Here is a 24,723-nt window from a genome sequence, read left to right as displayed (position 1 = left end):
TCCCGGGCGGCCGCGCGGTGCCGCGGGTCCGCGGGAGCGCGCCGGCCGAGGCCGCCCGCGTGCCCGCCGATGGCCCGCGGGCGGTCTGAGGTCGTAACGTCGCGGGCATGAGAGTCGTCATCGCCGGAGGCCACGGCAAGATCGCCCGCATCCTCGAGCGCCAGCTCGCCGGCCGCGGGGACGAGGTGGTGGGCCTGATCCGCAACCCGGACCACGCCGACGACGTGCGGGCGGCCGGGGCCGAACCGGTCGTCTTCGACCTCGAGCGGGACAGCGCGGACGAGCTCGCGGAGCTCATCGCCGGTGCCGACGCCGTCGTCTTCGCGGCGGGCGCGGGCCCGGGCAGCGGCGCGGCACGCAAGGACACCGTGGACCGGGGTGGCGCGGTGCTCCTCGCCGACGCCGCCGAGCGCGCCGGCGTGCGGCGCTACGTCATGGTCTCCTCCATGGGTGCGGGCCGGGGCGGGGCCGGCATCGAGGACGAGGTCTTCGCCGCCTACCAGGACGCCAAGAAGGCCGCCGACGAGGACCTCATGCGCCGCGAGCTGGACTGGACCATCGTCCGGCCCGGCGGCCTGACGGACGAGCCGGGCACCGGCGAGGTCACCATGGGCGCAGAGACCGGCCGCGGCAGCATCCCGCGCGAGGACGTCGCCCGGGTCATCTGCGCGGCCCTGGACGACCCCGCCACCGCGGGTCTGGTCACCGAGGTCATCTCCGGTCCGACCCGGGTGGCGGTCGCTCTGGCGGAGCTGACCGACTGACCGGCGGGCCCGGCCCGGCCGCCAGCCGCGCCGCGGCCCGGGCCAGCGCCGCCCGCACCGCCAGCACCGGGTAGGCCATGCCGTCCACCAGGCCCGCGTGCTCGAGCCAGCGCACCAGCTCGGCGACGACGAGCAGCTGGATCCGGGCCGCGGGCGCGGTGGGGATGAGCCAGGCGGGGTCGAGGAAGCCGGGCAGGGCGGCGACGAGCACGGCCGGGCCGGTCACCCGGGCCACCGCCCCGGCCGGATCCACCTCCCGCTCGGCGGCGACGAGGACGCGGTCGTCCGGGCCGAGCCACCGCTCGCCCTCGGTGTCGAGGTACGTCTCGAGGTGACGGCGCACGAGCGCCGCGGTGTCGCGCACCGCCGGGCGACGCAGCACCCGGGCGTGCGCGAAGAAGCCGCTGATCGCCGCCGCGGCAGATACGGGCACGGTGGTGGGCTCCATGGCCGGAGACTGCCACCCGCCACTGACACCGAGGTCTACCCGGTACCATGGGGAAGCCGCGGATCTCGCGCGGCGCTGTGCCCGATCCCACACCGTCCGGGGCGGCCCGCCGGGCCGCGGACATTTGCCCCGGGGCGCGCCAGACCGTAACCTAGAGCGTCGGTGCGCCGCAGAGCAGCGCGCCGGACCCCAAGTCTTGCGCGTCCCCCCGACCGCCGTGTGGCCGGGCGCGGGTGCGTGAACAGTCAAGAGCCGAAACGACAGAGATGAGCAGCAACGTGGTGTACGCGATCGTCAAGGCCGGCGGCCGTCAGGAGAAGGTGTCCGTCGGCGACGTCGTCGTCGTCGACAAGCTGACCGGTGAGGTCGGCGAGACCGTCGAGCTCGAGCCGATCATGCTCGTCGACGGTGACAAGGTCACCACGGCCGCCGGCGACCTGGACAAGGTCAAGGTGACTGCCGAGATCGTGCGGGCCGAGAAGGGCCCGAAGATCTCGATCGTGAAGTACAAGAACAAGACCGGTTACCGCAAGCGCCAGGGCTACCGCTCCAAGCTGACCCGCCTCAAGGTCACCGGCATCAAGTAAGTTGCGGCCCGCACGGGCCCGTTCCTGACACGAAGACGAGAACGAAAGCAGGTTCGAGATGGCACACAAGAAGGGCGCCAGCTCCTCCCGGAACGGCCGCGACTCCAACGCCCAGCGCCTCGGTGTGAAGCGCTTCGGCGGTCAGGTCGTCAAGGCCGGCGAGATCATCGTCCGCCAGCGCGGCACTCACTTCCACCCCGGCCTGAACGTCGGCCGTGGCAAGGACGACACCCTGTTCGCCCTCGAGGCCGGCGCCGTGGCCTTCGGCACCCGCCGCGGGCGCAAGGTCGTCGACGTGGTGCTGGCCGAGGCCTGACCCACCGCGAACGCAGCCACAGGGGCGGACGGCGTGATGCCGTCCGCCCCTGCCGCATGTCCGGCCCGGGCCGGGGCCGCGGGGCACACTGGACTGGCGGGCCTCCCCGCCGGACGGGTCTCCGCATCGGACGGGCACAGGACGGCGGCCCCCGGCAGGGCCGGTAGCAGCAATCGGTAGTGCAGCAAGCAGCAGGGAAGAGGACGACGGCGATGGCCACCTTCGTAGACCGCGTGGTGCTCCACGTGGCCGCGGGCGACGGCGGGAACGGGTGCGCGTCCATCCGCCGCGAGAAGTTCAAGCCCCTCGCCGGCCCCGACGGGGCCAACGGCGGCAGGGGCGGCGACGTCGTCCTCGTCGTCGACCCGCAGACCACGACGCTGCTGGCCTACCACCACGCCCCGCACCAGCGGGCCACCTCCGGCACCCAGGGGGCCGGCGACATGCGCGCGGGCCGCAACGGCGAGGACCTCGTCCTCCCCGTGCCGGACGGCACCGTCGTGAAGACACCGGACGGCGAGGTGCTCGCGGACCTCGTCGGCGCCGGCACCCGCTTCGTCGCGGCCACCGGCGGGCACGGCGGGCTGGGCAACGCCGCGCTGGCCTCGCCGCGCCGCAAGGCCCCCGGCTTCGCCCTGCTCGGCGAGGAGGGCGAGCAGATCGACCTCGTGCTGGAGCTGAAGTCGGTCGCCGACGTCGCGCTCGTCGGCTTCCCCAGCGCCGGGAAGTCCTCGCTCATCGCCGCGATGTCGGCCGCCCGCCCGAAGATCGCCGACTACCCCTTCACCACGCTGGTGCCGAACCTCGGCGTCGTGCAGGCCGGCGGCGAGCGCTACACCGTCGCCGACGTGCCGGGCCTCATCCCCGGCGCCTCTCAGGGCAAGGGCCTGGGGCTGGAGTTCCTGCGCCACATCGAGCGGTGCGCGGTGATCGTGCACGTTCTCGACTGCGCCACCCTCGAGCCCGGCCGCGACCCGATCAGCGATCTCGACACCATCGAGGCGGAGCTGGGCGCCTACGCCGGCGACCTGGACATCGCCGGCGGGCGGGTGCCGCTCATGGACCGGCCGCGCATCGTGGTGCTCAACAAGATCGATGTCCCCGAGGCCCGCGACCTGGCCGAGCTCGTCCGCCCGGACCTCGAGGCCCGGGGCCTGCCCGTCTTCGAGATCTCGACGGCCTCCCACGAGGGCCTGCGCCCGCTGTCCTTCGCGCTCGCCGAGATCGTCGCCCGGGCCCGCGCCGAGGCCCCGACGCCGGAGGCCACGCGCGTCATCCTGCGGCCCAAGGCGGTCGACGACGTCGGCTTCAACGTCAGCCGGCGCACCGGCCCCGACGGGGTCTTCTACCAGGTGCGCGGCACGAAGCCGGAGCGCTGGGTGCGCCAGACCGACTTCAACAACGACGAGGCCGTCGGCTACCTCGCCGACCGGCTCGCCAAGGTCGGCATCGAGGAACAGCTCTACAAGGTCGGGGCCGTCGCGGGCGACACCGTCGTCATCGGACCCGTCGAGGGTGGCGTCGTGTTCGACTGGGAGCCGACCCTGCAGGCCGGCGCGGAGCTGCTCGGCCCGCGCGGCACCGACCTGCGCCTGGAGGAGAGCGCCCGGCCCACCCGCGCCGAGAAGCGCCGCGGCTACCACGACCTCATGGACGCCAAGGCGGCGACCCGCGAGGAGCTGTGGACCGAGCGCGACTCGGGCCGCTGGACCGACCCGACCGCCGACGAGGAGTAGCCCGCCGCCGGGCCGCTGGACCGACCGCCGCCGTCGAGTCGCAGTCGCCGGGCCGTTGAGCTCGCCCGGCGGGACGCTCCCAGGCCGCTCCCAGGGTGTGCGTCGTAGGGTGGATGGCCGCGGTGGAAAGGCTCTGCCGTGCACGGCAGGAGGCACATGTCCCAGGACCCGCGCGCCGCAGGCGGCGCCGACGCGACCAACGAGCCGGACCCCGACGTGACGATGCCGGACGGCGCCGGACCCGCCGAGGCGGAGCAGTCCGCCGCCCCGCGCACCGAAGCCGCGACGGCGGGTGGGGCGTCCGGACGCGCGGACGGGGCCGAGCCTGCCGGTGCAGCACGGGCCGGTGAGGCGCCGGCACTGGGTGATCAGGCTCAACCCGCTGGCGCGGCCGAGCCGGGCGGTGCGGCCGCGCCGGACGAGACGGCCGAGCCGGGCGGGACAACCGAGCCGGGCGAGGCGGCGGAGACGAGCGCGGAGGACGGCGGGGCCGCACCGGCCCCCGAGCACACGGGTGTCGGCCGGCTCGTCGCCGTCGCGCTGGTGACCGCCATCGCCGCCGTGTTCGCCATCGTCGCGCTCGTCGCGCCCTTCCTGGGCACCGTCCCGCGCAACGTGCCCGTCGGCGTGGCGGGGGAGAAGACCTCCACGAGCCAGATCGAGCAGCTGCTCACGACGCTCCAGCCCGGGGCCTTTCACGTGAAGACCTACGGTGACGCCGACGCGCTGCGCGCCGCGACCCTGCACCGCGAGGTCTACGGCGGGTTCGCCGTCGACAGCTCGAGCGCGACCGCCGTCGTCGCCACCGGCGCCAGCCCCGTCCTCGGGCAATTCCTCGGCAACATCGGCACCTCCCTGGGCGCCACCGTCGACGACGTCGCGCCCGGCTCGAAGGCCGACACCTCCGGGTACGGCCTGCAGGTGGCTGCCACGATCGCGACCCTGGCCGCCGTCGCCGGCGCCTGCGTCATCGCGCGAACGGCCGGTCGGCGCCTGTCGGCGCAGCTGACCGGGGCGCTCGCCCTGGCGGTCGTCCTCGGCATCGGGGTGGCGGCCGCGCTCCAGCTGCTCGGCTCCGTCGCGGGGGCCTTCCTCCAGGTGGCGGCGGTGACGGCGTTCGCGGTCCTCGCGGTCGAGGCCGTCGTCCTGGCGCTCGTCCGCCTCGGTGGCCTCGTGGCCGCCGGTCTGTTCACGCTGCTCATCGTCATTCCCGGGATCGGCCTGTCCGGGCTGACCTCGGCCCCGGAGATGCTCCCGAGCCCGTTCGGTGCCATCGGCCAGCTCCTCCCACAGGGCGCCTACGGCCGGCTCGTGCAGTCGGTGGCGTACCTCGGCGGCGGTGGCGCGCTGCGCCCGCTGCTGGTCCTGCTGGGCTGGCTGCTGCTCGGCGCCCTGCTGCTCTGGCTCGCCCGGGCGCGTGAGGTCGCCGCCGGCCGCAGCCGGGACACCGAGGCGCAGATCGCCTCCCTCGAGGCGGAGGCGGCCGAGGACGACGACGTCGACGCGGCGTCGGCCCCCAAGGGGACCGCGACGGGGACGACGGCGGACTCCGGACCTGCCACCTCCTGACCCTGCGCCGCGCGCGGGCGCAGCTCCGGCAAAAGGCGGTCGGTCCGCGACGGCGTCGCGGGTTGCCGATTCGCGACGGCGTCGCGCCGGCTCGGGCTGCCGGATGCCCCCACCGGTGCCACGGTGGAGCCATGACGGAGAAGGACGAGAAGAGAAGGCCCGGCGCCGCCGACCTCACCTTCGGCGGCGCGGATGAGGAGTCCGCGCTCGAGGACGACCTCGGCCGTTCGCCGAGCGTGCACGGCGACGAGGGCGGGGGAGACCCGGCCGCCGGCGCCTACCAGGACACGCACGAGGGCAACCGGGGTCGCACCAAGCGGCTCGAGCCCTGACGCGCGGTGCGGGCGGCCCGGCCCGGGCCACGCCCCGCTGAACCCTCCGGCGCCGTGACGACGCCCCGTCGGCCCGAGATCAGGTGGTCCCATGACGGCCCTCGGCGATCTGCTCGCGGCGCGGATGCAGATGGCCATGTCGCTGGGGTGGCACATCGTCCTCGCCTGCCTGGGCGTCGGCTTCCCGGCGCTGGTGCTGCTGGCCGAGTGGCGCGGGCTGCGCACCCGCGACGAGACGTGGACGCTCATCGCGCGCCGCTGGGCCAAGGCGCTCGCCGTGGTCTTCGCCGTCGGCGCGGTCTCCGGGACCATCCTGTCGTTCGAGATGGGCCTGCTGTGGCCCGGCCTCATGGGCACCTACGGCGAGGTCATCGGGCTGCCCTTCGCCATCGAGGGGATCGCGTTCTTCATCGAGGCGATCTTCCTGGGGATCTACCTCTACGCCTGGGGCCGCCTGCCGCCCCGGGCGCACCTGCTCGCCGGCCTGCCGATCATCGTCGCCGGGATCGCGTCGGCGTTCTTCGTGGTGACCGCCAACGCCTGGATGCAGACCCCCGTCGGCTTCCGGGTCGAGGACGGGCGGGTGGTCGCGGCCTCGCCGTGGCGGGCGATGTTCAACCCGGCCATGCCGCACGAGACCGTGCACATGATCGTCGCCGCCCTCATGGTCAGCGGGTTCCTCGTCGCCTGCGTGTACGCGGTGGCGCTGCTGCGCGGCCGCCGGGACGTCTATCACCGACGGGCGTTCGGCCTGGCATTCACCCTCGGCGCGATCGCGGCCCCCGTCCAGGTGGTCGTCGGCGACGTGGCGGCCCGCGCCGTGGCCGATCTGGAGCCGATCAAGCTCGCCGCCATGGAGGCGCTGCTGCGCAGCGAGCAGGGCGCGCCGCTGCAGGTGGGCGGGGTGCTCAGCGACGGGGAGCTGCGGTACGCCCTCACCATCCCGCACGGGTTGTCGCTGCTGGTCAGCGGCGACCCGAACTCGACCGTCCCCGGGCTGGAGACGGTGCCGCCGGTGCTGCGGCCACCGGTCATGATGGTGCACTGGAGCTTCGACATCATGGTTGGGCTGGCGTTCGTGCTGCTCGGCCTGTCGCTGTGGTTCGCCGTCGCCGCGTGGCGCCGGCGCGCGCTGCCCGCCTCATCGTGGTTCTACCGCCTGGCCGTGCTCGCCGGGCCGGCCGCCGTCGTCGCCCTGGAGTGCGGGTGGGTGGTGACCGAGGTGGGCCGCCAGCCGTGGATCGTCTACGGCTACCTCCTTACCGCGCACGCCGTTAACCCGGTGGCCGGCCTGCGCCTCGGCTTCTACGGGCTCATCCCGGTCTACGTCTTCCTCACCATCGCCGCGATCTACGTGCTGCGCCGGCTCGCCCGCACGCCCCTCCCGACCGGGGTGGCCGAGCACGTCGCGGACTACCGCGCCGTCGGCGGCCGGTCATGACCCTCGCCGACGTCGCCCTGGCGGTGCTGTGGCTCGCCGTCGTCGCCTACCTGCTCTTCGGCGGGGCGGACTTCGGCGCCGGCACCTGGGACCTGCTGGCCGGCCGCGGGGAGCGCGGCCGACCCGTCCGTGAGCTCATCGAGCACATCATCGGTCCGGTGTGGGAGGCCAACCACGTCTGGCTCATCTTCGCCATCGTCATGGCGTGGACCGCCTTCCCCCTCGCCTTCGCGTCGGCGGCGGCGACGCTCATCATCCCGCTCACGCTCGTGGCGGTCGGCATCATCTTCCGGGGCTCGGCCTTCGTGTTCCGCAAGTCGGTGCCGCCCGGACGGCTGGAGGAGCTGTTCGGGGTGCTGTTCGCGGCGTCCTCGGTGCTCACCCCGTTCTTCCTCGGCACCGTCGCCGGCGCGCTGGCCTCCGGCCAGGTGCCGTACGGCAGGTTGGGCGACGTGGTGGGCAGCTGGGTCAACCCGGTCAGCCTGTTCAGCGGCCTGATGGCGGTGCTCGTGTGCGCCTACCTGGCCGCCGTCTACCTCACCGGGGACGCCCGGCGCACCGGCGAGGACACGCTGGCCGAGTACTTCCGGACCCGGGCGCTGGTGTCCGGGGTCGTGACCGGCGTGGTGGCCGTGACCGGGCTGATCGTCATCGCCCAGTTCGCCGACCAGCTGTTCATCGGGTTGGTCGGCGTGGCGCTGCCGTTCGCCGTCGCCTCGGCCGCCGCGGGGCTCGCGAGTCTCGTGCTCCTGGCGCTGCGCCGCTACGGCGCCGTGCGGCTGACGGCGGCCGCCGCCGTGGCGCTCGTCCTGGTGGCCTGGGCCGCGGCGCAGTACCCACACCTCCTCCAGGCCAACGTGACCGTGCAGCAGGCGGCCGCGACCGACGCGGTGCTGCGCGCGGTGCTCATCAGCCTCGCCGTAGGCGCGCTCCTCCTGGTCCCGTCGCTCGTGTGGCTGTACTCGCTGTTCCAGCGCGAGGGGCGACGGCAGCGCGCGGACGTGTGAGTCTGGGAGGCGGCGGAGGAGAGGCGGCGTCGGAGATCGCGACCTCGTCCGAGACCTGCGGCCGGTGAGCAGCGCCTGAGAAGCGGCGCGGCTACGTCGGCGGGATGTTGTGGTTGAGGTGGAAGAGGTTGCCCGGGTCGTACCGGCGCTTGAGCGCGACCAGGCGCTCGAGCGCGTCCGGGCCCCACACCGCCGCCGCCTGCGCCCGGCGGTCGACCTGCTGCGCCCGGCGTTCGTCCGGCCCCGGGGCCTCGGCGCCGAGGAAGTTCGTGTACGTCCCGCCCGTGGCGAACGGTTCCATGTCGGTGGCGAGTCCGCGCACGAAGGCCACCCGGGCGCCGTCGTCGGCGGCGTCCTGCCAGTAGCCGTAGACGTTGAGCCAGAACCTCGCGGCGCGGGTGGGGAACGCCGTGGCGTCCTCGGGCACGCGGCCGTAGGCGCCGCCCATGTGGTGGATGTCGAACCCGGTGCCGCGCCAGCGCTGCTCGCCGGCGCGGAGCACGAGGGTCTCCACGACGTCGTCGGCCATCCGGTCGAAGGACGTGTTCTTCCAGTAGGCGCGCGAGCCGCGCGGAAAGAGCTCGTCCGCGACCGACTGCCAGGCGGTCCACGCCATCGGCCCGACCACCTCGCCGTCCGGCCGCGCCGCCGCGCGCAGTTGCGCCAGCACTGCGGCGCCCTCCGCGTGGTCCGGGCCGGCCCACGCGAACCGCACGACCATGAGCGGCTCGGACCCAAGCTCCCAGCTCGGCGGCGGCACGAAGAAGGTGACGATGGACTGCATGGCGTCGGGCAGCGCCCGGGTCCACTCCTCCCACGCCAGCAGCGCGTCGAGCCAGCGCTCCTCGCCGTAGACGAGGTTGCCGGCGAGCACCTCGTGCGGCAGCGGGTCGGCACGGAAGGTGAAGGCCGAGACGACGCCGAAGTTGCCGCCCCCGCCGCGGATGCCCCAGAAGAGGTCCGGGTTCTCCTCGGCGCTGGCGTGCAGCGTCCCACCCCCGGCGGTGACGACGTCGGCAGCCAGGAGGTTGTCGATGCTCAGGCCGTGGGCGCGGGTGAGCCACCCGATGCCGCCGCCGAGCGTGAGGCCGGCGATGCCGGTCGTCGAGACCACGCCGAGCGGGACCGCGAGGTCGTGGACGGCGGTGGCGGCGTCGACGTCGGCGATGGTGGCGCCCGGCTCGGCCCGGACCGTGCCGGACCCGGGGTCGACGCTGACGAAGTCGAGGCTGCCCAAGTCCAGGACGATGCCGCCGTCGACCGTGCCGTTGCCGGCCACGCCGTGCCCGCCGCCGCGCACGGCCAGCGGCAGCCCGGTCTCCTTGGCGAACTCGACGACGGCGCCGATGTCGCCCGCCGTGGCGGCGCGGACGACGGCGAGTGGCCGCCGGTCGACCATGCCGTTCCAGACCCGGCGGGCCTCCTCGTAGCCGGGGTCGCCGGCCCGGCACACCGCTCCACCCACGCGCCGGGTGAGGGCCTCGAGCTTCGGCCCGGGTGCTGACGTGCTCACGGCGACCACCGCCCTCGGTCCGCCCGCGGGTGTCGTACCCGCGTGGCGGCCGCCGATCGGTCCGTCTTCCTCGCCGGCCCCGCGACGACCGCCCGGCTGCTGTCGCGGCCGATTCTTCCCCGGGGACCAAAGGGGGACAAGAGATCCGAGCGGGGTGAGGAGGCGGTGCGACGTGGGGTCGGAGCGGGTGGCCGGTGTAGCGCCTGGACGCCGGGCGCGGACCCCGCGGGGGTGCCGCGCCTGGATGGCCGGCGCCGACCACGCCCGGGGGTGCCGCACCGGGACGGCCGGCGCCGACCATGCCGCAGGCGCCGCACCTGGACGCCCGGCGCGGACCACGCCGCGCGTGCGGGATGATGAGAGCCGTGAACCTGCCGCTGACCAGCCGTTCCGAGCTGCCGACCGCCGCGCGGATCGTCGTGAAGGTGGGGTCGTCCTCGCTCACGGCCCCGGACGGCCGCCTCGACCTGTCCGCCGTCCACCACCTCGTGCAGGTGCTGGCCGAGCGGCGCGCCGCCGGGCAGCAGGTCGTCCTCGTCTCCTCCGGCGCGATCGCGGCGGGCATCATGCCGCTCGGCCTGCCGGGCAAGCCCAAGGACCTGGCGACGGCGCAGGCCACCGCCAGCGTCGGGCAGGGCCTGCTCGTGGCGCGGTACACCGAGGCGTTCGCCTACCACGGCCGCCGGGTCGGGCAGGTGCTGCTCACCGCCGAGGACCTCATCCGCCGGACCAACTATGCCAACGCCCAGCGGGCGCTCGAGCGTCTGCTCACCCTCGGCGTCGTGCCGATCGTCAACGAGAACGACACCGTCGCCACGGACGAGATCCGCTTCGGCGACAACGACCGGCTCGCCGCGCTCGTCTCCCACCTCGTCCGCGCCGACGCGCTCGTGCTGCTCACCGACGTCGACGGCCTCTACGACGGGCCGCCCTCCCGGCCCGGCACCCGGCTCATCCGCGAGGTCCGCGGCAGCGCCGACCTCGCCGGGGTGGAGGTGACCGGGCGCGGCAGCGACATCGGCACCGGCGGCATGGTCACCAAGCTCGACGCCGCCTCCATCGCCACGGGGGCCGGCATCCCCGTGGTGCTCACCTCCGCGGCCAACATTTCGCCCGCGCTCGCGGGGGAGCAGGTGGGCACCTGGTTCGCGGCCACCGGTCGGCGCAAATCCGCCCGGCGGCTGTGGCTGGCGCACGCGGCGCAGGTGCGCGGCCGGCTGCACCTCGACGCCGGGGCGGCCCGCGCCGTGACCGACGGCAAGCGGTCCCTGCTGGCCGCGGGTGTCGTCGGCGTCGACGGCGACTTCGAGGCCGGCGACGTCGTGGAGCTGGTGGGGCCCGACGGCGTCGTCGCTCGCGGGCTGACCGCCTACGGCGCCGCCGAGATCCCGCACATCATGGGCAAGTCCAGCCACCAGCTCGCCGACAACTTCGACCAGCACCCGCGCGCCGTCGTCCACCGCGACGACCTCGCGCAGGTGCGGCCGCGCCGGCGCCGCTAGGAGGGCCGGGCTCGGCCCGCGGGTGGCCGCACGAGCCCCGGCCCGGACCACCACGCGAGACGCGCGGTCCGGATTGTTGACACGTGAACTTCGCCTCGCCTAGCGTCGGCCACAAGGTTCAGAGCACCAGTGCGCACCACGTGCGCTAAGCCCCGGCTTGCTGGTCGGCAACCCCCCACGTGCTGGGGGTGCCCCGGGTGATGACCTGGCCCCACGGTCCTCGTGGGGCAACGCACGGCACCTCCAGGTGCATGAGCACGAAGGAACCAGAACGACGATGAACACGCACCCGAGCCCCAGGCAGATCGCCCTCTCGCCTCGCCGCTCCATGTGCATGTCCATGTGCTGTCGTTCGCGAATGTCCGCCTGACGACGTTCTCCGCGATGCCCCGGCGCTGAGCCGCCGACGCATCACCCCTGCCCAGAGCCCCCTCGCCGGGTGCGTGACACACCGCGGCCTGGGACCGGCCGGGCAGGCCTCCTTCCTTGCTTCACCGCGCATCGCGCGACGACACCTTCTGGATGTGCACCCATGTCTATCTCCCTGCTGCCCACCCGCACCGCTCGCCCCTCCGCCGCCAAGGCCACCATCGGCCTCGACCTCACCGGTCTCGGCGTGAGCGGCGCGACCGACGGCTTCTCCGCCGACCTGCCCGTCGAGAAGGCCGACCTGGCCCGGCTGGCCTCGTACACCCGCTCCGCCCACCGCGGCGGGGTCTCCTTCGTCTCTCTCGGCGAGCAGTTCCGCCTGCGCAGCGACCGCGCGGTGCGGCACGACTCCTGGCTCGACCCGGTGGTCGCCGCCCGCCGCATCAGCCCCCACGCGGCCGCCGGCCTGGTGCCCAGCGTCCCGGTGCGCGGCGCCGACCTGTCCCTCGTCGCCGGTGAGCTGGCCCAGATCAGCTCGACCGGCGGTGCCTGGGCGGGCCTGCAGGTCAGCGACCACAACGGCGACACCGACGCGCTGGCCCGTACCCTCTCGGGCGTGACCGGCACGCTGCCGCGCCGGGCGGGCGCCGCGAAGGCGGCGCGCCCCCGCGTCTGTGTCCCGGTGAGCACCGAGTCCGAGGTGGAGCTCGCCGGGTCCTTCGCCGACGTCGTGCGCATCCGCGAGCAGGACCTGGAGTGGGCCCGCGAGCTGCGCTACGCCGTCCGCGCCGCGGCCCGGGCCGCGGGCCGTGAGGACGTGCGGGTCCTCGTCGACCTCCACGCTGTGATCTCCGCCGACCGGGCCAGCGCCGAGGCGCGGGCCGAGCTCGTCGCCGACATCGACGGCGACGACGCGCCCTGGCGGGGCGCGTTGAGCGCGGTGGGCACCCCCGGCGACGTCGCCGACCTCATCCAGACCTGGGTGCAGGGCGGAGCGGCCGACGGGTTCGTCGTCCTGCCCGGGTCCCTTCCCGCCGACGTCGTGGGCCTGCTGCGCGGGGTCCTGCCCGAGCTGCGCACCCGGGGTCTGGTGGCAGAGCAGGCGGTGGCGAACGCGCCGACGGCGCAGCGCCCCGCGGTCCGCGCCGCCGCCGCCACCCGTGGCGCGGGGGCGGACGCCGCCCGGCGCGGGCCGGTCACCGGCGCCCGCTGGACCGGCCAGCTCGCCGCCGTGCCCGTCGCCTGAGCCCGCCAGACCCGCGCGTCCGTCCCTCCGGCAGGAGGAGGGGACGGACGCGCGGCCGCGCCGCCCGCGGTGGGCCGCGGCATGGCGGGCGCGTGGTGCCGTGGGAGCGGCTCAGGCGGCCACGCCGGTCTCGCCGATGACGCTGCCGTCGGGACGCACGAAGCGCCAGCGGTCGAGGAATCGGTGGATCGCGATGCGATGCAGGTGCACGTAGTCGTGGTGGTACCAGCAGAGCAGGACGCCCTTGCCCACGTCGGTCGGTCCGTCGTGCGCGTACCAGTACAGGCTGTGGTGGATCTCGCCCTCGTACGGCGGGGCGTTGCAGCCGGGGTACTGACATCGACGGTCCCGGGCGATGATGGCGCGGGCCTGGGCGGCGGTGTAGAGGCGTTCCTCCCGTCCGAGGTCGAGGACCTCGGAGTCGGGGCCGAAGATCACGCGGTGAAGTTGGCTCTGGCAGGCCAGGCGGGCCAGCTCGGCGTGCGGGATCGGCGTGCCGTCCTCCAGCGTGGCTGGCTCGGCGCCGGCGAGGGCCTCCGGGTCCAGCTCGGCGGGGATGACGTCGAGCGGCTGCGGCTCCAGCGGCCCTGCCCCGAAGGCTGTCCCCGGCCGGCTTGGGGCTCCGTCGCAGTCGTCGGGCCGCGAGGCGGTGACCATGCGCAGCAGGGTGTCGATCGGCACGTGCACCGCCAGGTGCGGCCGGATCCGGGCGCCGGGCTTGAGCGTGCCGCCGTCGAGGGCGAGGCGGGCGAGGGAGCCCAGGGCGGCGGCGCGGCGCTGGGCGACGGTGCGGGTGTCGTCCGCGGCCGGCACGCCCACGCGCGCGTCCAGGGCCGTCACGAGGGCCATCCCGTCGATCTTGGAGAGCCAGCCGGCCAGGTGGTAGCCGCCGGTGGTCTCGGCGATGGTCAGCTCGGCGCGGTCGCCGTCGTCCTTCCACGCCCGGTCCGCGGCGTCGGGGTCGGTGCGGACGGCCCAGTGCTTGACGATGTGCAGGAAGTCCGCGGCGTCGAGCTCCCTGGCGCGCGCGACGAGGAACTCCTCGCCCATCTCCTCGTCGCCGAGCTGGTCCCGGCGGAGGGGGCTGTTCGTGGTGTGCCGGACCAGGGCGGCGACGTGGTCCGGTCCGATCTCGCCCTGGGCGAGGGCCTTCGCCGCGGCCGGGAGCCGGTCACGCAACACCCGGGCCTGGCGCACCTGCCGCCGCGCGGTGCTGGTGTGCCGGCCGCTGACGTTGCGGTACCAGGCGGCGAACGACCGGGCGCCGGTGGTGGCCCAGAGCCCGTCCGCCTCGGCCGCGGCGAGGGCCTTCGCGTTGAGCCCCTCGAGCTGGCGCTGCAGCGTCTCGATCCGACCGACGGTGTCGAGCAGCGCCTGGGACGGCAGGGCTTGGAGGTCGACGGCGTTCAGGTCGGTCAGGAGGGCGCCCACCTGGTCCAGCGTGGCGGCGACGGCGGCGGAGGGGGCAGAACCAGACATGGTGGCCACACCTCCCGTCGCCGTCGACGTGTCGAAACTGTGTTCGACGATGGGTCCAAACCTATCCGCGGCCGGGGACACCGCCAAACAGGTCTGCCACAGGTGTGGATAACACGGCGTGAGGGTCGTGCCGGCGGAGCTGCTCAGCGTTCCTGTGCCGTGGAGGTGCTCACGGTTTCCTCGGCGGAGGCGCTCAAGACCCCTCGGCGGGGCGCTCATGACCCCTCGGCGGAGGCCCTCACGGTTCCTCGCGGCGCAGCACGATGATGAGGACGCGCAGCACGAGCACCACCGACACGAGGAACAGGCTCGTGCCGAGCACGGTGAACAGGCTCGTCTCCGCCGTCACCATCGGACCGCCCTTGATGGTGAACAGGACCACGGACATCATCCCCGCAGTCGCCGCCAGCACCGTCAGGAGCGTGCGGTGCACGAGGTTGGTGACGATGCGCCGGTCGCGGGCGTCGGCGAACAGGCGCACGTTGGCGCTCAGGCGCCCGTGCTCGACGGCGTCGGCGATGCGGTCCACCCGATGCGGCAGGCGCCGGAGGATCGGCAGCAGGGCGCCGAGCTCCTGCTCCATCGTGTCCTTGAGGTGGGTCGGGCCAAGCATCGCCGTCACCCGCTTGCGGCCCATCGCCTTGGCCTCGGTGACCAGGTCGTAGCCCGGGTCGATCGCCCGGAGCGTGCCCTCGAGCGTGGCCATGGCGCGGAAGACGGCCGCGACCTCGGGCGGCACGCCCAGCCGGAAGTCGTTGATGAGACCGAACAGCGAGGTGAACGCGGCGGCGCCGTCGACGCCGCCGCCGGCCGTGAACCGGAGGATGAGGACGCCCAGGGCCTGCTCCAGGCCGCGCTCGTCCACGGCCTCGGGCCGCTCGACGAGCTCGAGGAGCGCGTCGGTCGCCGCCATGGAGTCGCCGGTGCCGATGGCGGCGAGGAACTGGCTCATCGCGCGGCGGGTCTTCGCGCCGAGCCGGCCCACCGAGCCGAGGTCGAGCATGCCCAGACTGCCCTCCGCGCCGACGAGGACGTTGCCGGGGTGGAGGTCGACGTGGAAGATGCCGGTCTGCAGCAGCTGGTCGACGACGGTCTGGAGCAAGGTGTCGGCGATGCGCCGTCGTTCCTGCTCGCCGAGCCGGGCGAGCACGTGCTGTGCCGCGCCGAGGGGGACGCCGTCGAGCCGCTCCATGACCAGCACCTGGCTGCCGCTGAGCGGGGCGACGGGGACGGGCACGCGGATGTGCCCGCCGTTGCCGTCGGCCAGCCCGGCGGCGACGCCGATCATGTTGTCGCGCTCGATGCGGAAGTCCAGCTCCTCGCGCAGGGCGGCCGCGAAGCCGGCGGCGAGCTCGCGCACACCGAGCGCCCGCGCCCAGTCGGTGCGCGCGTCGAGCGTGGCCGCCAGCCGGCTGACGATGTCGAGGTCGCGGTCGACGTCGCGGGCGATCTCGGGCCGCTGCACCTTGACCACGACCCGTTCGCCGGTGCGCAGCCGGGCGGCGTGGACCTGCCCGATGGACGCCGAGGCGAGCGGGGTGGGCTCGACGTCGGCGAAGAGCTCCTCCGGGTCCCGCCCGGTCTCGCGGCGGATCTGCCCGCGGACCTCTTCCCAGGGGATCGGGGCGGCGCCGTCCTGCAGCTGCGCCAGCTCGGCGGTGAACTCGGCGGGCAGCAGGTCGTGACGGGTGGACAGCTGCTGGCCGAGCTTGACGAAGGTGACCCCGCCGTCCTCCAGGGCCCGGCGCAGCGCCCGGGCCAGCTCCCGGCGTTCGGCGCTCGTGCCCAGCGCCAGGTGGCGCCGCCCGCGGAGGAACCGTGCCAGGCCGTGGCGGGTGGCGATGCGCAGGATCTCGACGTACCGCCCCGAGCGGCCGAGCCGGGCCCGCCAGCTGCGCCACAGGTCCAGCGGGCCGGGGACGGAACCGTCCGGGACGAGCACCTCGGCGATCACGAGCAGCACCATGGCCACGACGAACGCGAACACGGTGAGCAGGGCGAGGTAGAGCAGCACCTCCGTCGTCGCGGCGCCGCTCGGCGCCTCCTCGGTGACCACCGGCTCGTCGACGAGGGAGTCGAGCAGCGGCCGGGCGATGAGCAGCGCCACGACGGCCGCCACCGCGGAGCGGAGGAACGACACGCGCACGCCGAGCAGGCGGCGCACGATCGCGACGAGGACGACGACGCCGACGACGTAGCTGACCGCGGCGAGGAGCCAGATGACGAAGCCCATGGGCGCAGTGTGGCAGCGAGGCCAGCCTGCGTCGTCCGGAAATCCGGTTTGAGGCCGACCCGCACGTCGCCGACGGCGCGACCGTCGCGAGCGGGGCCGGGGCAGCGCCGGGGCCCGGGGTGCCGCCCCACGAGGCCCGTGTCAGCCTGGGACCCATGGTGCGATTTGGGTACACGCTCATGACCGAGCAGAGCGGGCCGAAAGAGCTCGTGCGCTACGCCGTCGCCGCCGAGCGCGCGGGCTTCGACTTCGAGGTCTCCTCCGACCACTACTTCCCCTGGCTCGACGAGATGGGCCACTCGCCCTACGCCTGGACCGTGCTCGGCGCGGTCGCGCAGGCCACCGAGCGGGTCGAGCTCATGACGTACGTGACGTGCCCGACCATGCGCTACCACCCCGCCGTCGTCGCGCAGAAGGCGGCCACCCTGGCGGTGCTCTCCGACGAGCGGTTCGTCCTCGGTCTGGGCGCGGGGGAGAACCTCAACGAGCACGTGGTCGGCGAGCGCTGGCCGGCGGTGGGGGAGCGTCACGACATGCTCGAGGAGGCGCTGGTCATCATTCGGCACCTGCTCGACGGCGACCACCTCACCTTCGACGGCGACCACTTCCGGGTGGACTCGGCGGAGCTGTGGGACGTGCCCGAGCGCCCGGTGGAGATCGGCGTCGCCGTGTCGGGGGAGCAGTCGGTCCACCGGTTCTCCTCCCTGGCCGACCACCTGATCAGCACCCAGCCGGAGCCCGAGCCGCTGAAGCTGTGGCGCCAGCTGCGCGCCGACGACGACCTGCCCGCGTCCCGGGCCATCGGCCAGATCCCCATCTGCTGGGACCGCGACGCCGACGCGGCCGTCGAGCGCGCGCACCGGACGTTTCGGTGGTTCGGCGGCGGGTGGGGCGTCAATGCCGACCTGCCCACCACCCGGTCCTTCACGGACGCCACGCAGTTCGTCAGGCCGGAGGACGTCGCCGCCTCCATCCCGTGCGGGCCCGACCTGGACGCAGTGGTCGAGGCGGTCAAGGCGTTCTGGGAGGCCGGGTTCACGGACATCGCCCTGGTCCAGATCGGCGACGAGGGGCAGCAGGCGTTCCTCGACGAGGCCGCCGGGCCGCTGTTGGAGAAGCTGCGGGCGGCCGCGCCGGTCGAGCAGGGCTGAGTGGGCGGGGCGGCGCCGGGCAGGCCTGAGCGGGCGGGCGCGTCGGCCGAGCAGGGCTGAGTGGGCGGGCGCGTCGCCGGGCCAGGTTGACCGTCGAGCAACGTTGACGGCTCAAGGCTGAAGACCGGAGCCCGAGGGCTGTGAGAGACGGAGTCCGAGGCGGGCGCGGTGACCCGGCGCCGTCCCCGAACCCCCGGCGGCAGGTCAGGCGGTCTTCTTGGCCGGGGTCTTCTTCGTGCGGCTCGTGGTCTTCTTCGCGGCCGGCTTCTCCTCCGCCGTCTCCGCACTCGCCCGCTTGGCGGTGCTCCGCCGTGCCGGGGCCTTCTCGTCGGCGGTCTTGCTTGCCGTGGTCTTGTGTGCCGGGGCCTTCTCGGCTGCCGTCCTCCGGGCCGGCGCCTTCTCGGCTGCCGTCCTCCGGGCCGGCGCCTTCTCGGCCGCCGTCCTCCGGGCCGGCGCCTTCTCGCCCGCCGTCGCGGTCTTCTCCCCGGCGCTCTTCCGTGCGGGCCTCTTCGTCCCGGCGCTCTTGCCTGCCGGCTTCTCCTCATCGGCCTGGTCCGCGGGGGCCTCGTCGTCGGTGCCGGTGCGCCGCCCCTTGGCGCCGGTCTTCTTGCCGCGCGACGCCTCGACCGACCGGCGCAGGGCCTCCATGAGGTCGAGCACCTCCGCGCCCTCCTCCTCGCCGGTCTCGCCGAACGTCTTCTCGGTGTCGACGGCCTCGCCCTGCTCGAGCTTGGCCTGGATGAGCTGGCGCAGCTCGACCTGGTACTCGTCCTCGAACTCGTCGGGGTTGAAGTCGGACTCGAAGCTGGAGACGAGCGCGGAGGCCATCTCCATCTCCTTCGAGCTGAGCGTGACGCTCTGCTCGAGCTCGGGGAAGTTCGCCTCGCGGACCTCGTCCTCCCACAGCAGCGACTGCAGCACGAGGACGTCACCGCGCACCCGCAGCGCCCCCAGCCGCGTCTTCTCCCGCAGCGTGAAGTTCACGATCGCCGTGCGGTCCGTCTCCTCGAGGGTCCGGCGCAGCAGCACGTAGGACTTCGTCGACTTCGAGTCCGGCGCCAGGTAGTACGGCTTCTGGAACATGATCGGGTCGAGCTGGTCCGAGGGGACGAACTCCAGCACGCTGATCTCGCGGGACTTCTCCACCGGCAGGGCGTCGAAGTCCTCGTCGGTGAGGACCACCGTGCGGTCGCCGTCGTCGTAGGCCTTGGCGATGTCCTGGTAGTCGACCACCTTGCCGCACACCTCGCAGCGGCGCTGGTACCGGATGCGGCCGCCGTCGGCGTTGTGTACCTGGTGCAGCTCGACATCGTGGCTCTCCGTGGCGCTGAAGAGCTTGATGGGCACGTTGACCAGGCCGAAGCTGATCGACCCCTTCCAGATCGCGCGCATCTCGACGCTCCTCGTCCTCGACGCCTGTACCTCGTCCCAGTCAACCGGGCGGGCCGGGGCGGTGCCACCGGAATCGGGACGATTTGCGCGGAAGGGCGCGGCCTGCGGCGGGCCGCGAGGTCCTGCTCGCGGTGACGCGCCGATCGGCTGGTAGCAGCGCACGTTCGATCGGGCTCAACCGGCGGCGCCTGGACGACGGTGGAAGCGACGCGGGGCCCGAGGACGGCCGAGGCCCCGGCGCGCACGCAATGGTGTACATCCGTCCGGCTATATGCCTGACGAAGGTGACACCACAGCGACCTGCGGGGCCTTCACCGCCACCGGAAGGCGAAGCTGACGCCGGCGCGCGCCACTGCCGAACCGGCCCCGGCGCCACAGGGGCGCCGGGGCCGGCCGGGACAAAGGGCAGCGCGCGTCAGGCGCGCACCTGGCGCCGCGAGGAGATCACCCCGGTGTTGAAGCCCGCCAGGTGCAGCCCGCCGTGGAAGCGGGCGTGCTCGATCTTCACGCAGCGGTCCATGACCACCTCCAGGCCGGCCGCCTCGCCGCCGCGGGCGACGTCCTCGTGCCAGGACCCCAGCTGCAGCCACAACGTCTTGGCCCCGGCGGCGATGGTCTCCTCGAGCACCTGCGGCAGGTCGTCGTGGCGGCGGAAGACGTCGACGAGGTCGGGCGCCTCGGGCAGGTCCGCCAGCGAGGGGTAGACGGGCTGTCCCAGGATCTCCTTGGCGACCGGGTTGACGAAGTACACCCGGTACGGCGTGGAGGAGAGCAGGTAGGTCGCCACGAAGTACGACGCCCGGGAGGGCTTGTCCGACGCCCCGACGATCGCGATCGAGCGGGTGCGGCGCAGGATGGCGAGCCGTTCGGGGGCGGAGGGCCCCACCCAGGTGCGTTCGGCGGTGGCGGTCATGCGCGGGCTCCTTCTCCGATGGTGCAGGCGGCGCCCGCCTGGATGGACGCGGCGCCCGCCTGGACGGACGCGGCCTCGACGGGCACCGCGACACCCGCCGGCTCCCCGGCAGCCCCCGCCGGCCCCGCGTCGTCCCAGTCGGCGACGACGTCGGCCGGCGCGCCCTCGCGGGTGCGTCCGGTGGCCCGGGTCAGTGCCTGGTCGAGGTCCCACAGGATGTCCTCGAGGTCCTCGAGCCCGACGGAGAGCCGGATGAGGTCCCCGCGCACCCCGGCGGCGTCCAGCTGCTCGGCGCTCAGCTGCCGGTGCGTGGTCGAGGCCGGGTGCAGCACGAGGGTCTTGGCGTCCCCGACGTTGGCCAGGTGGCTGGCCAGCTGCAGCGACTCGATGAACCGCTCGCCCACGGCCCGCGCGTCCTGGCCGTCGGGCGCGGCCACGCCGAAGGCGAAGACCGACCCGGCGCCCAGCGGCAGATACCTGCGGGCCCGCTCGTGGTGCGGGTGCCCGGGCAGCCCGGCGTAGTTGACGTAGGCCACGCGCGGGTCGGCGTCGAGCCAGGCCGCCACCTCGGCCGCGTTGGCCAGGTGGGCGTCCATGCGCTGGGGGAGGGTCTCGATGCCCTGCAGCAGCTGGAACGCCGCCTGCGGGGAGAGCGAGGGCCCGATGTCGCGCAGCTGCTCCGAGCGCAGCTTGGTGAGGAAGCCGTACTCGCCGAAGTTCCCCCACCAGGAGATGTTGCCGTAGGAGGGCACCGGCTCGGTCATGGTGGGGAAGTTGCCGTTGCCCCAGTCGAACCGGCCGGACTCGACGACGACGCCGCCCAGGGTGGTGCCGTGCCCGCCGAGGAACTTCGTGGCCGAGTGGATGACGATGTCCGCGCCGTGCTCGAACGGGCGGATGAGGTACGGCGTCGACAAGGTGGCGTCGACGACGAGCGGGACGCCCGCCCCGTGGGCGACGGCGGCCAGCCCCGCGAGGTCGGCGACCTCCCCGGACGGGTTGGCGACGATCTCGGTGTAGATCGCCTTCGTCTCCGGGCGCAGCGCGGCGGCGAAGTCGGCCGGGTCGGTCCCGGCCACGAACGTCGTCTCCACCCCGAAGCGGCGCAGCGTCACGTCCAGCTGGGTCACCGTGCCGCCGTAGAGCTGGGCCGAGGCGACGATGTGGTCGCCGGCCTGCACCAGCGCGGCGAAGGTGATGAACTCCGCGGCCATGCCCGACGACGTCGCCACCGCCCCGATGCCGCCCTCCAGCGAGGCCACCCGCTCCTCGAGCGCGGCGACCGTGGGGTTGGAGATGCGCGAGTAGATGTTGCCGTACTTCTGCAGCGCGAAGAGGTTCGCGGCGTCGTCGGCGTTGTTGAACACGAACGACGTCGACTGGTAGATGGGCACCGCCCGGGCGCCGTGCTCGGCGTCGGGCGTGCCGCCGGCGTGCAGGGCGCGGGTGCGGAACCCGAACTGGTGCTCACTCATCAGGCGCTCACCTCCGTGAGGGTCGGGGCGGGTGTGGTTGTGGTCACGGCCGCCGCGGCGCGGTCGAGGTCGACGGCGGGCAGCAGGCCGGTGTCGAGCTCGGTGCCGTGCTTGCGGGCCAGGTCGGCCTCGAGCTCGCGGACGATCGGCAGGACGTCGCGGCCGAACGCGACGATCTCCTCCTGGAAGTGTAGGTAGCAGGTGAGGAAGAGGTTCACCCCGATCGCCTTGTAGGCCACGATCCGCTCGGCGATCTGCTCCGGGGTGCCGATGAGCTGGGTGCGGAAGCCGTCGTTGTACTGCACGAGGTCCTCGAAGGTCGAGTCCTCCCACATGCCCTTGCCGTCCTTCGTGGACTGGCCGGCCTCCTTCACGGCGGCAGCGAAGCCCTCGACGGCGGGGCGGTGCGCCTTGGCGACGATCTCGCGCAGCGTCTCGCGCGCCTCGCGCTCGCTGTCGCGGGCGATGACGAAGCCGTTGAGGCCGAAGCGCGGGTGCCGGCCGGCCTCGGCGGCCGCCCGGGTGACCCCGGCGATGTTCTCCTTGAACCCCTCGAGGTCGCGGCCGTTGGAGAAGTACCAGTCGGCGACGTGCCCGGCGGCACGCTGCGCGGCGGTGGAGTTGCCGCCGAAGAAGACCTCCGGGTGCGGCCGGCCCGGCACGGCCACCGGCGGCGGGTTGAGGGTGAAGTCGGTGATGTCGTAGTACTTCCCGGACTGGGAGTAGCCGGCTTCGGTCCACAGCCCGCGCAGCACCCGGATGAACTCCTCGGTGCGCACGTAGCGCTCGTCGTGCTCGAGCCAGGGCAGCCCGAAGCCCGTGAACTCGTCCTTGAGCCAGCCGGAGACGATGTTCACCGCGGCGCGGCCGTGCGAGAGCTGGTCGGCGGTGATGATGAACTTCGCCAGCACGCCGGGGTGCCACATCCCGGGGTGGACGGCGGCGATCACCTTCAGCCGCTGGGTGGCCAGCAGCAGCGCGAGGGAGAAGCTCGTCGCCTCGTGCTGCTTGTCCGCGCCGTAGCTCGCCGCGTAGCGGGTCTGGGTCAGGGCGTACTCGAAGCCGCTGTCCTCGGCGATGCGGGCGAGGGTGGCGTTGTAGTCGTAGTCCCAGCTGGTGCGCTGCTCGATGGTGGAGACGACCAGGCCGCCCGAGACGTTGGGGACCCAGTACGCGAACTTCAGCGGGGTCGCGTAGTCGATGGTGCTCATGAGTTGTCCTTCCAGCTGGTCACCGCCGCGGCGATGGCAGGGATGGCGGGCGCGTTCTGCAGGGAGGTGGTGTCGCCCAGCTCGGTGCCCTCGAAGAGCTGGGTGAGGAGGCGGCGCATGATCTTCCCGGACCGGGTCTTGGGCAGGTCCGGGACGATCACGACGTGCGCGGGCTTGGCGATGGGACCGATCTCGCGGCTGACGTGGGCCCGCAGCGCGGGCGCGACGTCGGTGAGGGGCACGCCGTCGTGCAGCACGACGAACGCCGTGATGGCGTGCCCGGTGCGCGCGTCCGCCGTCGGGGCGACGCCCGCCTCGACGACCCACGGGTGGGCCACGAGCGCGGACTCGATCTCGATGGTGGACAGGCGGTGGCCGGAGACGTTGATGACGTCGTCGACCCGGCCGAGGATCCAGATGTCGCCGTCGGCGTCGACCTTCGCGCCGTCGCCGGCGAGGAACCAGCCCTGGGCGGCGAAGGCGCGCCAGTAGGAGTCGAGGTAGCGCTGCGGGTCGCCCCACACGGTGCGGGCCATCGACGGGCCGATCTTGTCGACGACGGCGAGGCCGTGCTCCCCGGGCGCGACGGCGGCGCCGTGCTCGTCGACCACCCGCACGCTCACCCCGGGCACCGGCCGGGTGGCGCAACCGGGCTTGGGTGCGGCGCCGTCGTCGAACTGGGCGTCGCCGGGGCGCGGGGAGAGGATGGTCGCCCCCGTCTCGGACTGCCACCAGGTGTCCACCACGGGCGCGGTGCCGGCGCCGACCTGGGCCCGCAGCCACCGCCACGCCTCGGGGTTGATCGCCTCGCCGACGGAGCCGAGCAGGCGGACGGAGGAGAGGTCGTAGGTGGCAGGGACGCCGTCGAAGAAGGCGGCCATGAGCGAGCGCACCAGCGTGGGGGCGGTGTAGTAGGTCGTCACCCCGTAGCGCTCGATGATCTCGAAGTGCCGGCCCGGGTGCGGGGTGGTCGGCGTGCCCTCGTAGAGGACCTCCGACACGCCGTTGGCCAGCGGCCCGTAGATCTCGTAGGTGTGCGCGGTGACCCAGGCCAGGTCGGCGGTGCACCAGTGGACGGTGCGGTCGACCTTGACCGGATCGTTGACGGCGGCGAGCTCGTCGGGGCGGGCCACACCGTCATCGCCTGTCGTCTCGGGCAGCAGGTCGAACAGCAGGGCGTGGGTGTAGGCCGCCTGGACGAGGTAGCCGCCCATGGTGTGCACCAGTCCCTTGGGCCGCCCGGTGGTGCCGGAGGTGTAGATGATGAACAGCGGCGCCTCGGCGTCGAAGGGCTGCGGGACGTGGACGTCGCTCTGCCCGGCGAGGACGTCGTGCCACCAGAGGTCCCGGCCCGGAGTCCAGGGGATGTCCGTCTCGCCGGTGCGGCGCACCACGAGCACGTGCTCGATGGCGTTGTCGCCCGAGACGGCCTCGTCCGCGGCGGCCTTGACCGGCACGGCGGCCCCGCGGCGGAACTGCCCGTCGGTGGTGACCAGCACCTTGGCGCCGGTGTCCTCGACCCGGAAGCGCAGCGCCTCGGCGGAGAAGCCGCCGAAGACCAGGGAGTGGACGGCGCCGATGCGGGCGCAGGCGAGGGTCGCGATCACGGTCTCGGGGATCACCGGCAGGTAGATGACCACCCGGTCGCCCGCCTCCACGCCCAGGCTGAGCAGGGCGTTGGCGGCGCGGGCGACCTCCCGCTGGAGCTCGGCGTAGGTGTAGGTGCGCCGGTCGCCCGGTTCGCCCTCGACGTACAGGGCCACGTGGTCGCCGCGTCCGGCCTCGACGTGCCGGTCGACGCAGTTGTAGGCGACGTTGAGGGTGCCGCCCTCGAACCAGCCGATCTCCGGCACGCTCCAGCGCACCGTGCCGTCGGGCTCGGTGCCGACGGCGGTTGGCGGCTGCCAGCGGTGGGTGGTGTGCCAGGGCGTGGACCAGTCCAGGCGGCCGGCCTGGCGGGCCCAGAAGTCGATGCGGGCCTCGTCGGAGACGAGGGCGGGGTTGGGGGCGGGTGCGGTCGCGGTGGTTGTCATGGTGTC

20 protein-coding genes and 1 riboswitch are annotated in these 24,723 nt (G+C 73.9%); of the genes, 11 read left to right on the top strand and 9 right to left on the bottom strand.

The features are described 5' to 3' along the window. Positions 1-107 precede the first annotated feature (107 nt). Positions 108-764, top strand: a complete 657-nt coding sequence (locus tag GD880_RS13545; protein WP_152232146.1) for an SDR family oxidoreductase — start codon at positions 108-110, stop codon at positions 762-764. Here GD880_RS13545 and GD880_RS13540 read toward each other — a convergent pair. Further along, on the bottom strand, positions 712-1,212 hold the full coding sequence (locus GD880_RS13540) for a hypothetical protein (protein ID WP_152232145.1): 501 nt from the start codon (positions 1,210-1,212) through the stop codon (positions 712-714). The two genes, GD880_RS13545 and GD880_RS13540, sit on opposite strands and share 53 nt — an antisense overlap. Before the next feature lie 266 nt (positions 1,213-1,478). Here GD880_RS13540 and rplU point away from each other — a divergent pair, with 266 nt between their 5' ends. The 7 genes from rplU (at position 1,479) to GD880_RS13500 (ending at position 8,200) form a co-directional block, all read left to right on the top strand. After that, positions 1,479-1,799, top strand: coding sequence for a 50S ribosomal protein L21 (gene rplU / locus GD880_RS13535; protein WP_152204231.1), 321 nt, complete (start codon positions 1,479-1,481; stop codon positions 1,797-1,799). Between the two features lie 58 nt (positions 1,800-1,857). Then, positions 1,858-2,115 carry a 50S ribosomal protein L27 gene (gene rpmA / locus GD880_RS13530; RefSeq protein WP_152204232.1) on the top strand — a complete coding sequence of 86 codons (258 nt, stop codon included), beginning with the start codon at positions 1,858-1,860 and terminating at the stop codon, positions 2,113-2,115. A gap of 212 nt (positions 2,116-2,327) precedes the next feature. Further along, entirely contained in the window at positions 2,328-3,851 is a 1,524-nt protein-coding gene (gene obgE, locus GD880_RS13525; RefSeq protein WP_152232144.1) for a GTPase ObgE, read from the top strand. A 156-nt stretch (positions 3,852-4,007) separates the two neighbouring features. Then, positions 4,008-5,420 (top strand): ABC transporter permease, encoded by a 1,413-nt coding sequence (locus GD880_RS13515; protein ID WP_193314511.1) that lies wholly within the window; start codon positions 4,008-4,010, stop codon positions 5,418-5,420. Between the two features lie 131 nt (positions 5,421-5,551). Beyond that, entirely contained in the window at positions 5,552-5,752 is a 201-nt protein-coding gene (locus tag GD880_RS13510) for a hypothetical protein (RefSeq protein ID WP_152232141.1), read from the top strand. Between the two features lie 91 nt (positions 5,753-5,843). Beyond that, positions 5,844-7,193, top strand: a complete 1,350-nt coding sequence (locus GD880_RS13505; protein WP_152232140.1) for a cytochrome ubiquinol oxidase subunit I — start codon at positions 5,844-5,846, stop codon at positions 7,191-7,193. After that, a complete protein-coding gene (locus GD880_RS13500; RefSeq protein ID WP_152232139.1) occupies positions 7,190-8,200 on the top strand; it encodes a cytochrome d ubiquinol oxidase subunit II in 1,011 nt (336 codons plus the stop codon). Before GD880_RS13505 ends, GD880_RS13500 begins: the two co-directional genes overlap by 4 nt. A gap of 91 nt (positions 8,201-8,291) precedes the next feature. On the opposite strand, the gene GD880_RS13495 is transcribed toward GD880_RS13500, so the two are convergent. Then, positions 8,292-9,713, bottom strand: a complete 1,422-nt coding sequence (locus GD880_RS13495; RefSeq protein WP_226909653.1) for an FAD-binding oxidoreductase — start codon at positions 9,711-9,713, stop codon at positions 8,292-8,294. Between the two features lie 356 nt (positions 9,714-10,069). Between GD880_RS13495 and proB the strand changes: the two genes are divergently transcribed. Next, positions 10,070-11,215, top strand: a complete 1,146-nt coding sequence (gene proB, locus GD880_RS13490) for a glutamate 5-kinase (RefSeq protein WP_152232138.1) — start codon at positions 10,070-10,072, stop codon at positions 11,213-11,215. A gap of 115 nt (positions 11,216-11,330) precedes the next feature. Then, a riboswitch (SAM riboswitch) is annotated at positions 11,331-11,456 on the top strand. Positions 11,457-11,747: 291 nt separating this feature from the next. Further along, positions 11,748-12,830 carry an LLM class flavin-dependent oxidoreductase gene (locus GD880_RS13485; RefSeq protein WP_152232137.1) on the top strand — a complete coding sequence of 361 codons (1,083 nt, stop codon included), beginning with the start codon at positions 11,748-11,750 and terminating at the stop codon, positions 12,828-12,830. A gap of 111 nt (positions 12,831-12,941) precedes the next feature. Here the strand turns inward: GD880_RS13485 and GD880_RS13480 are convergent, their stop codons facing one another. Both GD880_RS13480 and GD880_RS13475 read right to left on the bottom strand, forming a co-directional pair. Continuing rightward, on the bottom strand, positions 12,942-14,309 hold the full coding sequence (locus GD880_RS13480) for an HNH endonuclease signature motif containing protein (protein WP_193314510.1): 1,368 nt from the start codon (positions 14,307-14,309) through the stop codon (positions 12,942-12,944). A gap of 238 nt (positions 14,310-14,547) precedes the next feature. Next, on the bottom strand, positions 14,548-16,542 hold the full coding sequence (locus tag GD880_RS13475) for an ABC1 kinase family protein (protein ID WP_152232135.1): 1,995 nt from the start codon (positions 16,540-16,542) through the stop codon (positions 14,548-14,550). A gap of 155 nt (positions 16,543-16,697) precedes the next feature. Between GD880_RS13475 and GD880_RS13470 the strand changes: the two genes are divergently transcribed. Further along, complete coding sequence (locus tag GD880_RS13470; protein WP_152232134.1) at positions 16,698-17,693, top strand: TIGR03557 family F420-dependent LLM class oxidoreductase; 996 nt, start codon at positions 16,698-16,700, stop codon at positions 17,691-17,693. A 204-nt stretch (positions 17,694-17,897) separates the two neighbouring features. Here the strand turns inward: GD880_RS13470 and ku are convergent, their stop codons facing one another. From ku to GD880_RS13445, 5 genes are all read right to left on the bottom strand, one after another. Next, positions 17,898-19,085, bottom strand: a complete 1,188-nt coding sequence (gene ku, locus GD880_RS13465; RefSeq protein WP_152232133.1) for a non-homologous end joining protein Ku — start codon at positions 19,083-19,085, stop codon at positions 17,898-17,900. A 415-nt stretch (positions 19,086-19,500) separates the two neighbouring features. Continuing rightward, positions 19,501-19,998 (bottom strand): CoA-binding protein, encoded by a 498-nt coding sequence (locus GD880_RS13460; RefSeq protein WP_152232132.1) that lies wholly within the window; start codon positions 19,996-19,998, stop codon positions 19,501-19,503. Next, positions 19,995-21,473: an O-acetylhomoserine aminocarboxypropyltransferase/cysteine synthase family protein gene (locus tag GD880_RS13455; protein WP_152232131.1), complete on the bottom strand. Its 1,479-nt coding sequence runs from the start codon at positions 21,471-21,473 to the stop codon at positions 19,995-19,997. Before GD880_RS13455 ends, GD880_RS13460 begins: the two co-directional genes overlap by 4 nt. Next, positions 21,473-22,684: a dimethylsulfone monooxygenase SfnG gene (sfnG, locus tag GD880_RS13450; protein WP_152232130.1), complete on the bottom strand. Its 1,212-nt coding sequence runs from the start codon at positions 22,682-22,684 to the stop codon at positions 21,473-21,475. The genes GD880_RS13455 and sfnG overlap by 1 nt, the downstream gene beginning before the upstream one ends. Continuing rightward, complete coding sequence (locus GD880_RS13445; protein ID WP_152232192.1) at positions 22,681-24,717, bottom strand: AMP-binding protein; 2,037 nt, start codon at positions 24,715-24,717, stop codon at positions 22,681-22,683. Before GD880_RS13445 ends, sfnG begins: the two co-directional genes overlap by 4 nt. Between the last annotated feature and the right edge of the window lie 6 nt (positions 24,718-24,723).

Origin of the sequence: Georgenia ruanii, assembly GCF_009193175.1 — a bacterium.
Classification (GTDB): Bacteria; Actinomycetota; Actinomycetes; order Actinomycetales; family Actinomycetaceae; genus Georgenia; species Georgenia ruanii.
The sequence above is the reverse complement of the archived record's forward strand: the minus strand, read 5'-3'. Positions and strand labels throughout refer to the sequence as shown.